We start from the raw sequence: 13,696 nt of genomic DNA on the forward strand, positions 1-13,696 counted from the left end.
CTTATTTTCCTCTAAATAGAATCTAAATCTTGCAATAATTAGATTTTTTATATTATTTTATCAGAAAAGTTTTAATTTTATATAGAAAATGTAATCGCTTTCGTGTATATTTTTATTATCAGAAAATTTTAACAAGATATAGGGGTATTGGTAGGGGGAGGATTTAGATGCAGCAACCAACGAATGAGAAATTACATCGCACGATGAAGAGTAGACATTTATTTATGATCGCACTTGGTGGTGTAATCGGAACTGGTTTTTTCTTAGGTTCAGGTTACACTATTAATCAGGCTGGACCAGGGGGAGCCATCCTTTCATATTTAGTAGGCGGATTTATTATGTATTTAACAATGCTTTGTCTTGGAGAGTTAACGGTAGCGATGCCAGTTTCAGGATCTTTCCAAAAGTATGCAACGAAGTTTATTGGACCAGGAACGGGCTTTATGATTGGCTGGTTATACTGGCTTGGCTGGGCAGTAACAGTGGGTCTAGAATTAACGTCAATAGGTTTAATGATGAAAAGATGGTTTCCAAATGTTGATGTTTGGGTATGGTGCCTTGTATTCGGTGTTATTTTATATGCTTCAAACGCAATTTCGGCAAAAAGTTATGCTGAATTAGAATTTTGGTTTTCTAGTATTAAAGTAATTACAATCCTTGCATTTGTCGTTCTTGGTGGTAGTGCATTATTAGGATTTATATCATATGACGGAAAAGAAGCAGCACCTCTTTTCTCTAACTTTGTAAGCGATGGTGGACTTTTCCCGAATGGACTAGCTGCCGTACTACTTACAATGATTACAGTTAACTTCTCATTCCAAGGAACAGAGTTAATCGGAATTGCAGCGGGAGAAAGTGAAAATCCAGAAAAAACAATTCCACGTGCGATCCGTAATACAGTATGGCGCATTATGTTATTCTTCATTTTAACGATGACAATTTTAGTAGGATTAATTTCTTGGAAAGAAGCAGGCGTAATTGAAAGTCCATTCGTAGTCGTATTTGATAAAATTGGTATTCCATACGCAGCTGATATTATGAACTTCGTTATTATTACTGCGTTATTATCTGTAGCGAACTCTGGATTATATGCAGCGACACGTATACTATGGTCACTTGCAAATGAGGGAATGGCACCAACTTCCTTCCAGAAAGTAAATAAGCGTGGTATTCCAATTACAGCGCTAGTCGTAACGATTGCGGTAGCAGGTCTTTCTTTATTCACAAGTTTCCTTGCAGAAGATACAGTATACATGTACTTATTATCTATAGCTGGTTTATCAGCTGTTTCAAGTTGGATCATTATTGCTCTATCGCAACTTCGCTTTAGAAGTCAGTATATAAAAGGCGGAGGAAAGTTAGAGGACTTAAAGTATAGAACACCACTATACCCAATTGTTCCAATTTTAGCTTTAATTACAAATAGTATCGTTGTTATTAGTTTAGCATTTATTCCTGAACAAAGAATGGCGTTATACTGTGGTATTCCATTTATCATTTTCTGCTATATATATTATTATATTAGTAAGAAACGGCAGAAACCGATGAAAGTGGAGATGGAAAAAACAAATGAAACTAACAATCAAACACGATGATATAGAAGCAGATTTATCGTATGATCAATTAGCGATTGGAAAAGAAAACGGGTATTCACCGTTACAATTACTCGTTTCTTCTATCGCAGGGTGTAGTGCAATTGTCTTTCGAACGATTTTAGAAAAGAAACGTATTACATATGATACGTTTACAATCGAAACTGAAATTGGTAGAAGTGAAGCTTTATCGAAGCCAGTTGAAAGTGTTCATTTGCACTATAAAATTAAAGCAGAAAACATTACAGAAGAGCAGCTGGACAAGGCGCTGCAGCTTGCAGTGAAAAATTGTACGATTGTTCAATCTGTAAAAGATAGTATAAAGGTTACGGAAACAATTGAGCTAATAAAGTGAAACATAAAAACGTGAGAGCCGTATTCTCACGTTTTTATGTTTTTAGAAAGAGGGGAAAGTGTAGTGGACTGTTTAGGTTGTAAATTAGCAAACGAAGAGGAAAAAATATATAAAGTATATGAAGATGATTATGTAACTTGCTTTTTAGATCATGCGCCTTTCTACCCAGGACATACTTTAATTGTGCCAAAGCAGCATGTTGTAGAAGTAGACGAATTAGATGACGTTGTAGCAAAATCCATTATGGATGCTTCTAAGCTTATTGCAAAAGCGATTAAGATAGTATATAAACCTGACGGAGTTACAGTTTGTCAAAATGGTGGAGTATTTAACGAGTTAACACATTATCACATGCATGTCGTACCAAGATATAAAGAGCGCTCATTTGCTGAGTTTTATACGGTGCAACCAGAGGAAAAGAAGAATCATAACTTGGAAGAGACAAAGAATTTGTTAAAAGAAGCGATAGAGCATATGCTGCTTACTGAAAAGGCGTAAGAGGGATATTCCTAGGGAAACAGTCAAGAAAATTCTAATATTAAAAAGCCCAATTTCTCAGTTAAAATAGAGAAATTGGGCTTTTGTTTATTTTATTATTAAATTTTATTTATAAATAGATTTTGTAGTGTCACAAAGTATATGGCTCATTCGTTATATAGAGTGAGAGGAGGAATTATATGAAAGTTACAAACAACGATTATGAAAAGATGGAAGAGCTATACGAGTTGTACGAACAAAAAATTTATTACGTAGCTTATTCTATTTTAAATAATATTCAGCAGGCAGAAGATGCAGTTCAAGAGACGTTTATTACTCTTTATAAGAACTTGGAAAAGCTCCATAACTTGGCTACTCAAGAGCTTAAACGTTACATTTTGAGGGTCGCGAAAAACAAGACAATTGATAGTTACCGGAAAAATAAACGACATGAAACATTTTTAGAAGAATATGAAAGAGAATCAGTAGAGGCAGTAGATGAAAATATTGAAGAGTGGGAAAAACGTAAAATGTCTGAGCTTCAAATTGATGCATTGCTAAAAGAGTTAAATGAATCTAACAGACAGGTGTTTAAGTACAAAGTCTTCTATAACTTAACGTATCAAGAAATTTCAAGTGTTATGGGGATAACGGAGGCAAATGTCCGCAAGCAGTTTGAACGCGCTCGAAAACGAGTCCAAAATATGATAGGAGGTATACAACATGACGAATTCAAAGAACTCCAAAGAAATATATGAACTTGCTGAAAAAATTGCTTTAGATGATTTTGATAAACTTGAAGAACAACATGAATTTTCACATACATATACGCGCAAAAAGAAATTGTTTATGGAGGAAATGAAGCTGCAAGATGGACAACCGCTGAAAAAGTGTAAAAGACATCGTATGTTAATCGCTGCTGCTTGCTTATTGATCGGCATGCCGACAACCGTTTTTGGAGCAGTGAAAGTCTATAATATGATCGTTCAAAAACAAAATTATGAAGTAAATGTTTCCTTAACAAATAAGGATTCGAAAAAGAGTGATCAGTGGTATAAGTTGAAGGTTGGTAAATTGCCAGAAAATATGGAAGCAATTGATGACTCTGCTATGAAATATTCATTTAAAGATAACTATGCAAAGGGTGGATTTTCTTTCATTCTTTGGAGAGTAGGAAAAGATTCGAATTTTAAAACGCTGTACTCAAAAAGCTACGAAGAGAAAGAGATAAATGGTAAGAAAGCAGTGATTGTTAATAAAGAAAATGGAAACAATAATTTAGCGTTTAACAGAGAGGTCTTTCTCTTTTTTGAGAAAGAGGGGATCATGTTACAAAGTTATATTGGAAACGATGTAAACGAAGAACAAATGGTGGATGTGTTAGGGAACATTTCACTTGAGCCTACGTCAAAAGAAAAGGCATCATATATAAGCGATTATGATAAAAAGTATTTTAGCCAAGAAAGTAAAACAACTAAGGTAATTCCTTTGAAGAAGGATAGCAAACGACTATTTCATATAGGGCAAAAGGTTCCAGTAACGATATCTATGGATAACAGTCAAATTGAATATGTGATAGAAAAAGTTGAAGCCTTTGATTCAATCAAAGATTTTAAACAAGAGAACTTTAATGAAATGGGCTTAGGAATACTAAGCAGGAATCAAGCTTTGGATCAAGCTGGACAATTGATACCATATAGAAGGGATAAATATAAAATTGGAAATGGTAAAGATTCAATTGATCAATTAGTAGAATCAAAATTAATTCATCCTAAATTTGTCTACCTGACAACAACAGTGAAAAATATAGGTAAACAGGCGACAGAAGAAATCTATATGACTCCATCTATAAAAGTTCTTGAAGATAAAGGAAATGCATGGCAGTATGCTGGGAAAGATGGAATCGCAGAAAAAAATATTATGACAGGCGAAGTTGATTATTTAGAGCCTCATGGAGATGGAAAAAGCTTTTACAATATTGGCAGTATCACACCAGGAGAAACGGTAAAAGTTAATTTAGGTTATTTTGTAGATGAAGATAAATTAGATTCAATCTTTTTGGATGCTTTCAATTACAGAGGGATTGGTGACACTGAAAATATGAATTCGAAAAATCGTTGGTGGTTTGATATTCGTCAATCGTAAACATAATAAAAACAACTAGATTAAAAAGCTGCTTATATTTAGCAGCTTTTTTCGTCTCCATACATATGTAAAACTTCTTTCGCACGCATACGTAAACCATCTATCAATTCTATCGGTTCTAAAACTTTTGCATCTTTTCCGAGTCTATAAAATAAAGGGGTAATAAAATCGATTTCTCCTTTATCAATTGTTGAATGTATATATCCTGTCCCGTTTTCGTTTGTTACAACGAATTCTTCAAGGTAAGGCACGCTTTTACATTGGCGTACGCCTTCTGTTGACAGTAAAACATGTAACTGAGTAGGATTATGTACTACGTGAGAGTTAGAGGCAAACCACTCTTCTAAATTCATGAATGTATCTTCATTTTCTTCCGTTGATAATATAGAAAGAATACGATCGACGCGATACAGTAATGTTTTTTCTACATTAAAATCATAAGCAGGTAAATACCATAAACCATCATGCGCATATACACCGATAGGATGAACGTGTTTTGTTTTGATCCTTGATTTAGATTCGTATTGAAAGTGTAAATTTTTATTTTCAATAGCCGCGGTTAATACTTCGTGTAAAAGTGGTGTCTCAATTGTTCTCTTCGGATTCCAAAAAGCAATATAAGAACGTATTTTATCAACTTTCGCTTTTGCCTCATTTTGTAGAGAACTATACAGTTTATGCGTAACGGAATTGATTTCTGTGTTAAAAGGTAAGTCTCGATAGTAATTTAAAGATTGAAAAGCAAAAAAGATGGAGACTGCTTCTTCTTCCGTAAATAAGATAGGGGGAATGACTTTATTCGTTAATACTTTATAACCTCCGTTACGACCTTGTTCAGCGTAAATGGGTAATCCCATATCACTTAAATCTAAAATGTATCTATGGACAGTACGAACAGAAATATTAAATTCATCAGCTATTTCTTGCGCTGTAAATGCTTTTTTCGCAGAAGCAAATATAAGAATATCTAATAAGCGTTTAGCTTTTGACAAATGTATCACCTTTTTTCTTTTTAAACATGACATAAATTGTCGTGTTTTATTGTTAGTATATTGTTTACAGCATAATGTTATCAAGATGAGATGTAAGGAGGAAAAAATATGTCACGTGAAATAGTTTTATTTATTGCGGCGAGCTTAGATGGATATATTGCGAAAGAAGATGATGATTTACAGTGGTTAATGGAAACCGAAGGGGAGGGAGATAACGGTTATACAGAAATGTACGAAACGATTGATACAATAATTATGGGAAAAAGAACGTACGATTATGTAGTAGAGCATATAGAACCATTCCCGTATTTAGATAAAAAATGTTATGTTTTTTCTAACTCAGAAAAAGGTTCAAACGAACACGTGGAGTTTGTAAATGAAGATGTAGTGGAGTTTACGAAAAGGTTGAAAGAGCAAGAAGGATCTAAAATATGGATGGTCGGTGGAGGGGGTCTACTAAGAGAGTTCTTTAAGAATAATCTAATTGATGAATATATCGTTACGATTACACCGCATATATTAGGTTCTGGAGTTCCGTTATTTCAAGACAAGAACCCGGAAATCAATTTAACTTTAACGGATACGAAACGTTTTGGACAATTTGTAAATTTATATTATAAAGTTAAATGATAAAGAAACACGACTACTGATGGTAGTCGTGTTTTTGTATAGATGCTAATGAAATGATAAAGCAAGACCCGTGATTAACTTCGCTCGTTACACTAATATTCCCGCCGTGTAGTTCTACAATTTCTTTTACGATAGATAGTCCTAAACCAGTTCCACCTGTAGCTCGTGATCTTGCTTTATCAACTCGATAAAAACGGTCGAAAATGTGAGGGAGGTCTTCAGGCGGAATACCTTCGCCTTCATCTTCAATTGTAATGGAAATACGTTTATGTTCTTTTGTAACAGAAATATTTATATGAGAATGTTCTTTTGAATGTCTATAAGCGTTATTTAAAATGTTTATTATCACTTGTTCAAATCGCTGTTCATCTAAGTTTACTAGCAGTGTAGGAGGACAAGAGAAAGAAACTTTAATGTATCTTTCTTTATATATGGCGTTCACTTTTTTAGCTATGCGAGTAAGGAAGGTGTGTAAATGCACTTCCTTTACTTGAATAGAAAAGTTATGCTGTTCCATTTGTGCAAGTGAAAATAAATCTTGAACTAAGTTTGTAATGTAATCAGACTCATCTTTTATAATAGATAAATATCGCAAACGTTGCTCTGGGGGTGTGCTTTCTTTTAAAGCAATGTCAGCGTAACCTCTTACGTATGTTAATGGTGTTCGTAATTCGTGAGCAACACTTGCTAGAAATTCACTTCGCTCTGTTTTCATATAATGTAAATCATTAGCAAGCGTTTGAATAGATGATGCTAGTTCACCAATTTCATCATTTCGAGTAGTCGTTAACGAAACTGATAAATCGCCTTTACTCATTTTTTCAGTGGCATGTTTCATGTGTAACAATGGTTTTGTTAACAACCGTGATAAGAGAAAGATAGTGATGGCTGTTAATAGAAACGTAATGACGCCGGCAATAATGAATTGTCTTGTTAGCCCATTCACCATCTCTTCAATGGATTCTGTCCCAAGAAACATGTACACATAGCCTTCATGTTTTCCATCTACTACAATGGGACTAACTGTACATATATAATTAGATGTTTTCCAATGATTCTCTATAATTGCGCCTTCATGATCTGTCCGTGTTTGCATCTTTTTAATATGCTTTTTTATAGTAGTATTTATTTCGTTGGATTTAGCTAGTACATCCTTATTTGCATTTGTAATAACAACAGTCGTTTCGGCTTCGGATTCCATTAGTGCAACATGGGAGATTGTTTGCTTATCAAAATACTTTTCAAGCACATCTCTGTGACTATTTCCGCGCTTTAATAAAGCTGTCATTTCTTCATTTACTCTATTGTTGACAAGGCTATAATAAAGCAAGACAAATAGAACACTTTCGATTAAAAGTGTAACAATTAAAAAATAAAATCCGAGTTGAATAGATATTCGCTTCATCGTTTTGCTCCTTAATCTAAAGTATCAATCCACCGATACCCGACTCCATAAACTGTTTTTAAATGGTGATCAATAGGGAAATTTACTTTTCGTAATTTATCACGTAAATTACGAATATGTGAATCGACTGTGCGATCTTCTGTATTTGTGTTTAACCCCCAAATTCGTTCGATGAGCTGATCACGGTTTAATACGTAGTTCACATGGCGTAAAAATAATCCGAGTAAAGAAAATTCAATTGGTGTGAGAAGGAGTTCTTCATTATGGACAGAAACGAAGTGTTTTGTTTCATCCCATACAATACCGTGATATTGGATTTGTTTATGTTCATTTGTACGTCTTAAAACAGCTTCAATTCTTGCGAAAAGTTCCTCCTCATGGAAAGGTTTCGTTACGTAATCATCGGCTCCAAGTTTTAATCCTTGAACGACATCTACTGTTTGATCACGAGCTGTAACCATAATAATAGGAATGTTACTAAAAGATCGGATTTTTTTGCACGTTTCCCATCCGTCCATCTTTGGCATCATAATATCGAGTAAAACAAATTTAAAGTTTCGATTTTCTATATGTAAAATAGCTTCTTCTCCTGAAGTCGCACATACGCAGTTATATCCAATTGGGGTAAGATAAAGCGTTAATAATTCAAGCATTCTCGGTTCATCGTCTACGAGCAGTATATCAATCATAGAGAGCCCTCCATATTTATAATCGTTACTTAAAGTGTAATGCAAAATCATGAAGAAATGGTGCAGATTATGATGCGTCTGCATAATTTCTTCAGAATTGCTTGTTATTGTGGAGTTGAAATTACATTTTAGGTAATCATATTGGCTCAAAAATGATTAATGCGGAGGCGGTATAGTGAAAAAAATGACCCGAATTTTTGGGATAACAATAATTACAGCAGTGGGTCTTGCTGCATGTGGACAAACGAATACAGACCATAAAAACCATGAAGCTACAAAAGAGAAGAAAACAGAGCAAAAGGAAATGAAAATGGTTCAGGAAGTAACTGCGCCGAAAGAAATGAACCAAGGGGCATCGAATGATTTATTAACGACAAGTCTAAAAAATGTGACGAGGTTAAATACAAATGATCCCCTGCAAATGGCAGTGTTAACTTCGCAAACGATATGGCCAGCAACCCATAAAGAGAACCAGCCAGGTGCTGTTATTTTAGTACCAGCAAGCGAGTGGCAATTAGGCATTGCGAGCGCGGACCTTATTCATCATCCGAATAACGGGCCGATTTTATTTATAGAAAAAGAAAAGGTACCCGAAATGACGTTAAAAGAAATAAAACGGCTAAATCCGCTCGGAACGAAAGATGGAACACAAATTATGGTAATGGGGGATGTAGGTGCTAGCACGCTTGCACAATTAAAAGATTATAAAGTAAAGCAAATAAAGGAAACGGATCCAGCTATATTCGCTAAAGATGTGGATAAAGAATACACCGATATAACAGGAAGCTACCCAAATAGTGTTATTATCGGTTCGTCTGAAGAAGAAGGACGTTTATATACAACACCCGCTGTAAACTGGATTTCTCATATGCCGGAACCACTACTGTATACAGAAAAGGATAAAGTGCCAGAAGCGACAATAGAGGCATTAAAGATGAGAAAAGATAAAGCAAATATATATTTACTAGGACCAGAAAAAATTGTTTCAAAAGAAGTAGAAAAAGAGTTAAGCAAATACGGGAAAGTAACGCGTATTAGCGGTGAGAATCCAACAGAAAATTCTATCGCATTTGCGAAGTTTAAAGATGAAAAAACAAAATTTGGCTGGGGATTCATAAAACCTGGTCACGGTTTATCATTTGTTTCAAGCAAAACACCAGATTTAGCAGTTGCTGGGGCACCATTTTCACATATGGGTAAACATGCCCCTGTTATCTTTTTAGAGGAAGGAAAAGCTTCACAACCAGTGTATGACTTCCTTGCAAGTATTCAGCCGAAGTTTAAAGATGACCCAACACTTGGACCGTATAATCACGGCTTCTTATTAGGCAGTACGAGTGATATTTCATTCGAAACACAAGGAATATTAGATGAGAGATTAGAGATTGTGCAAGAAAGTGGTCAAGGGCATGATGGGCATTAATAAAAGGAGTAAAGGCGCTACTGAGGTAGCGTCTTTTTCTTTAGGAAACTTTTACATAGCAAAAAATCTTCTACTCGTTATATAATAGCTTTCGTGCAGTCGGCTAGATTTTCTTATGGAGAAAATCAAATTATAAAGGAGTAGAGGAGTGGTATTTTGTTTCAAACGATAAAAAATGACTGGTTTTCTAATGTGAGAGGGGACGTGTTATCAGGAATTGTCGTTGCTTTAGCATTAATCCCTGAAGCGATAGCCTTCTCTGTTATTGCAGGCGTGGATCCGACAGTTGGACTATACGCAGCCTTTTGTATTGCGGTTACCATTTCATTTGTTGGCGGAAGAACTGGAATGATTTCAGCTGCAACAGGTGCAATGGCATTATTAATGGTAACGCTTGTTAAAGATCATGGTTTGCAATATTTATTTGCTACAACAATATTAACAGGTATCGTCCAAATTATTTTTGGCGTGTTCAAACTGAGCTCATTTATGAAGTTTGTTCCGAAATCTGTTATGAGTGGTTTTTTAAATTCACTTGGAATTTTAGTTTTTACAGCGCAATTACCGCATTTTAAAAATGCAACTTGGCAAATGTATGCACTCGTTGTATTAGGACTTGCAATTATATATTTATTTCCACGTATTACAACGGCTGTACCTTCTACGCTTATTTCAATTATTATTGTGACGAGTATTGCACTTATGAGCGGATTACAGTTGAAAACAGTAGGGGATATGGGAAGCCTACCGAAAGAATTACCGTTCTTTAGTATTCCTGATGTGCCATTTACATTAGAAACATTAGGGATTATTTTACCTTATGCAGTTATGCTTGCAATCATTGGTTTACTAGAGTCTTTATTAACAGCTTCAGTTTTAGATGATATGACGCATACGGAAAGTAATAAGCATAAAGAGGCACGTGGACAAGGGATCGCAAACGTTGTTGCTGGTTTCTTCGGAGGAATGGCAGGTTGTGCAATGATTGGTCAATCTGTTATTAATATTAAATCAGGTGGACGCGGACGATTATCGACGTTTATAGCGGGCGGGTTTTTAATTGTATTACTATTCGTTTTAGGTGATTATGTTGTTCATATTCCGATGGCAGCATTAGTTGCAGTTATGATTATGGTTTCGATCGGAACATTTGATTGGAACTCTGTAACAACGATTCATAAAGTACCAAAAGGGAATGCATTCGTTATGATCGTAACAGTAGTAGTCGTTCTTATTACCCACAATTTAGGGTTAGGCGTAGTCATTGGGACAGTAATTAGTGCCGTATTATTTGCATTCAATATGGCAAAGATTCACGTGAAACATTTATATATTGAAAATAAGAAAATATACGAAATTCACGGTCAACTTTTCTTTGCGTCTACGGCAGATTTTATAAATGCTTTTTCATTTAATGAAGATGTGAAAGAAATTGAGATGAACTTTACTCATGCGCATGTATGGGATGATTCAGCAGTGGCATCAATTGATAAAGTTATCATGAAGTATGAACAAAGTGGTGTGAAAGTGAGTATAACGGGATTAAATGAACGTAGCTCAAAACTTGTTGCAAATTTAGCTACTTATAATAAAAGAATTGCTAGTTAAAAGCCTCCTTTTTAGGGGGCTTTATTATATAATACGAGTAGGATAACGAAAAGGGGATTCAGCATATGTACAAACAAATTATATTAGCATGTGACGGTTCTGAACATGCACTTCGAGCAGCGGAGCATGCAACATATATTGCGAAATGTAGCGAAGAAACAAATGTTGAAGTTGTGTACGTAGTAGATAATAGAACGGCAAAATCAGATATTATACAAGGTCAAACAGATTTAGAAACAATATCAGCTAGTCGAAAAGATAAATTAAAAGAGATTGAAGGTTTATTAAAGAAAGAGAACATTTCTTATACAATTACGATATTACATGGTGATCCTGGAGATACGATTGTTCAATATGTAAATACAGGAGATATAGATCTTGTTATCGCTGGAAGTAGAGGATTAAATACATTGCAAGAAATGGTGCTTGGAAGTGTAAGTCATAAAATAGCAAAACGAGTGAAATGTCCGGTGATGATTATAAAATGAAATAGAATGTAACGAAGACCTTAGTATAACTGAGGTCTTTTTTATGTATAAATGACTCTTATTTGTGGAAATACTAGATATATAAGTTGAAAAGATGTTAACTTACAAATTTGTAAGTTAGTTGTTAGAGAAATCGATGTTATGAAATTTTTCCCATTGGTAAAATAAAAGTATCAAAGGGGAGATAGGGAGGATGGAAGCAATGAAATCATTTCAAAATTTGTCATATAGTCAAGGGGTAAGTTTAATTTGTCTAGGGGGATTTGCTGCATCTGTTACGTTAGCTGTTTTAATAAAGGTGTTTCATCAAATCTTTTAATATTAGAGTAGGGAAGGAATTGGTTGTTATTATTAGTAGGAACAGCAATGAAAATAAAAAATAGCTCTTAGCATGTATGTAGATGCTAAGAGCTATTTTTATGCTTGTTATATGTTATTTAAGCTTGTTTTGATTTTACTGACCCTGTCTTTAAAGTAAGAGCAAGGAAGAACATTGCAAGTACGCAAGATGCGAGTAATAAGATGAATCCACCATCCCATCCGAATGCATCTACGATAAAGCCCATAGCTGCACTAGCGAAAGCAGCTCCGCCTAAGTAACCGAAGAATCCAGTTAAGCCTGCTGCAGTTCCAGCAGCTTTCTTTGGTGCTAAATCTAGAGCGTGTAGACCAATTAACATAACCGGTCCGTAAATTAAAAATCCAATTGCGACAAGTGCGATACTATCAACCATTGGATTACCAGGAGGGTTTAACCAGTAAACAAGAACTGCGATAAATACACCAACCATAAATAAAATACCAGCAGGTGCACGACGTCCTTTAAATAGTTTATCACTCATCCATCCGCAAAGAAGTGTACCTGGAATACCAGCCCATTCATATAGAGCGTAAGCAGTACGTGAGCTACTATGAGTAAAGCTTTTTTCTTCTACTAAATAAGTAGGAGCCCAGTCTACAACGCCGTAACGTACGAAATATACGAAAACGTTCGCAATAGCGATGTACCATAAAAACTTATTGTTTAATACATATTTAAACAAAATTTCCTTTACTGAAAGCTCGCGTTCGCGATCTTTTACTTTTTCATCTGGTGGATATTCCCCAGTATGTTCTTCAATAGAAGGTAGTCCACAAGATTGAGGCGTATCTTTCATCGTAATTAATACATAAATACCAACTAAAATTGAAAGAATACCTGGGAAGTAAAAAATACTTTTCCAGTCATCTGCGAAGAAGTATAAGCCTAATGTTACAAGGGAAGGCATAAGCGCTCCGCCAACATTATGAGCGACGTTCCAAATAGACATTTTTGTACCACGTTCGCTAATAGAGAACCAGTGAACCATCGTACGACCACAAGGAGGCCATCCCATACCTTGTACCCATCCATTTAAAAACTGAAGTACAAACATAAGTATAATGCTCGTTGTAATGAAAGAAAATGAGCCGAAAATAATATTAATGATACCTGATAAAAATAGCCCAGCTGCTAAAAAGTAGCGAGGATTACAACGATCGGATACGATACCCATAAGAAATTTACTTAATCCGTAAGCGATAGAAACTGCTGAAAGGATAACCCCAAGTTCCCCTTTACTAAAGCCTTGCTCGATTAAGTATGGCATTGCTAGTGAAAAGTTTTTTCGAACAAAGTAGTAACCTGCATAACCGATGAAGATACCTAAGAATACTTGTAAACGTAATTTACGGTATTCGCTATCAACGCGATCAGCTGGTAAGCGTTCCGCGTGGGGCGCAGGTTTAAATAATTGTGTGAAAAACATAAAATGAAAATCCTCCCCTAATTAATTCGAAGCGTTTTAAGACAGAGAACATAAAAAGGCCATGAAATATAAAAAAGTTTCCTTTTTTATGATTCATAGCCGTGT

The 13,696-nt window shown here is 35.1% G+C and carries 14 protein-coding genes; 10 read left to right on the plus strand and 4 right to left on the minus strand.

Annotated elements, in window-relative coordinates:
- The first annotated feature begins 167 nt into the window (after positions 1-167).
- From AC0OM3_RS27270 to AC0OM3_RS27290, 5 genes are all read left to right on the plus strand, one after another.
- Positions 168-1,595 carry an amino acid permease gene (locus tag AC0OM3_RS27270; protein ID WP_001187097.1) on the plus strand — a complete coding sequence of 476 codons (1,428 nt, stop codon included), beginning with the start codon at positions 168-170 and terminating at the stop codon, positions 1,593-1,595.
- Positions 1,570-1,947, plus strand: coding sequence for an OsmC family protein (locus AC0OM3_RS27275; RefSeq protein WP_000778819.1), 378 nt, complete (start codon positions 1,570-1,572; stop codon positions 1,945-1,947). The genes AC0OM3_RS27270 and AC0OM3_RS27275 overlap by 26 nt, the downstream gene beginning before the upstream one ends.
- 63 nt (positions 1,948-2,010) lie before the next feature.
- Positions 2,011-2,445 (plus strand): HIT family protein, encoded by a 435-nt coding sequence (locus AC0OM3_RS27280; protein WP_061883775.1) that lies wholly within the window; start codon positions 2,011-2,013, stop codon positions 2,443-2,445.
- A gap of 179 nt (positions 2,446-2,624) precedes the next feature.
- On the plus strand, positions 2,625-3,182 hold the full coding sequence (locus AC0OM3_RS27285; RefSeq protein ID WP_074593783.1) for an RNA polymerase sigma factor: 558 nt from the start codon (positions 2,625-2,627) through the stop codon (positions 3,180-3,182).
- Positions 3,148-4,569 (plus strand): DUF4367 domain-containing protein, encoded by a 1,422-nt coding sequence (locus tag AC0OM3_RS27290; RefSeq protein WP_061883776.1) that lies wholly within the window; start codon positions 3,148-3,150, stop codon positions 4,567-4,569. The genes AC0OM3_RS27285 and AC0OM3_RS27290 overlap by 35 nt, the downstream gene beginning before the upstream one ends.
- Before the next feature lie 38 nt (positions 4,570-4,607).
- Here the strand turns inward: AC0OM3_RS27290 and AC0OM3_RS27295 are convergent, their stop codons facing one another.
- Entirely contained in the window at positions 4,608-5,594 is a 987-nt protein-coding gene (locus AC0OM3_RS27295; RefSeq protein WP_116777393.1) for a helix-turn-helix transcriptional regulator, read from the minus strand.
- Between the two features lie 75 nt (positions 5,595-5,669).
- Here AC0OM3_RS27295 and AC0OM3_RS27300 point away from each other — a divergent pair, with 75 nt between their 5' ends.
- On the plus strand, positions 5,670-6,191 hold the full coding sequence (locus AC0OM3_RS27300) for a dihydrofolate reductase family protein (RefSeq protein ID WP_000085765.1): 522 nt from the start codon (positions 5,670-5,672) through the stop codon (positions 6,189-6,191).
- 13 nt (positions 6,192-6,204) lie between these two features.
- Here AC0OM3_RS27300 and AC0OM3_RS27305 read toward each other — a convergent pair whose 3' ends face one another.
- The gene (locus AC0OM3_RS27305) at positions 6,205-7,596 is read right to left on the minus strand and encodes a sensor histidine kinase (RefSeq protein ID WP_000822564.1); all 1,392 of its coding nucleotides are present in this window, start codon (positions 7,594-7,596) and stop codon (positions 6,205-6,207) included.
- An 11-nt stretch (positions 7,597-7,607) separates the two neighbouring features.
- Positions 7,608-8,285, minus strand: a complete 678-nt coding sequence (locus tag AC0OM3_RS27310; protein ID WP_000565479.1) for a response regulator transcription factor — start codon at positions 8,283-8,285, stop codon at positions 7,608-7,610.
- A 175-nt stretch (positions 8,286-8,460) separates the two neighbouring features.
- On the opposite strand from AC0OM3_RS27310, the gene AC0OM3_RS27315 reads away from it, so the two are divergent.
- The 4 genes from AC0OM3_RS27315 (at position 8,461) to AC0OM3_RS27330 (ending at position 12,123) form a co-directional block, all read left to right on the plus strand.
- A complete protein-coding gene (locus AC0OM3_RS27315; protein WP_000738852.1) occupies positions 8,461-9,708 on the plus strand; it encodes a cell wall-binding repeat-containing protein in 1,248 nt (415 codons plus the stop codon).
- 156 nt (positions 9,709-9,864) lie between these two features.
- Entirely contained in the window at positions 9,865-11,316 is a 1,452-nt protein-coding gene (locus tag AC0OM3_RS27320; RefSeq protein WP_000487913.1) for a SulP family inorganic anion transporter, read from the plus strand.
- Between the two features lie 65 nt (positions 11,317-11,381).
- Positions 11,382-11,804, plus strand: coding sequence for a universal stress protein (locus AC0OM3_RS27325; protein WP_000277998.1), 423 nt, complete (start codon positions 11,382-11,384; stop codon positions 11,802-11,804).
- Positions 11,805-12,006: 202 nt separating this feature from the next.
- Positions 12,007-12,123: a DUF4027 family protein gene (locus AC0OM3_RS27330; RefSeq protein ID WP_000834733.1), complete on the plus strand. Its 117-nt coding sequence runs from the start codon at positions 12,007-12,009 to the stop codon at positions 12,121-12,123.
- Positions 12,124-12,241: 118 nt separating this feature from the next.
- Here the strand turns inward: AC0OM3_RS27330 and glpT are convergent, their stop codons facing one another.
- Positions 12,242-13,591, minus strand: a complete 1,350-nt coding sequence (gene glpT / locus AC0OM3_RS27335) for a glycerol-3-phosphate transporter (protein WP_000466383.1) — start codon at positions 13,589-13,591, stop codon at positions 12,242-12,244.
- Positions 13,592-13,696 lie beyond the last annotated feature (105 nt).

It is taken from the genome of Bacillus sp. FAU20, from assembly GCF_056033865.1.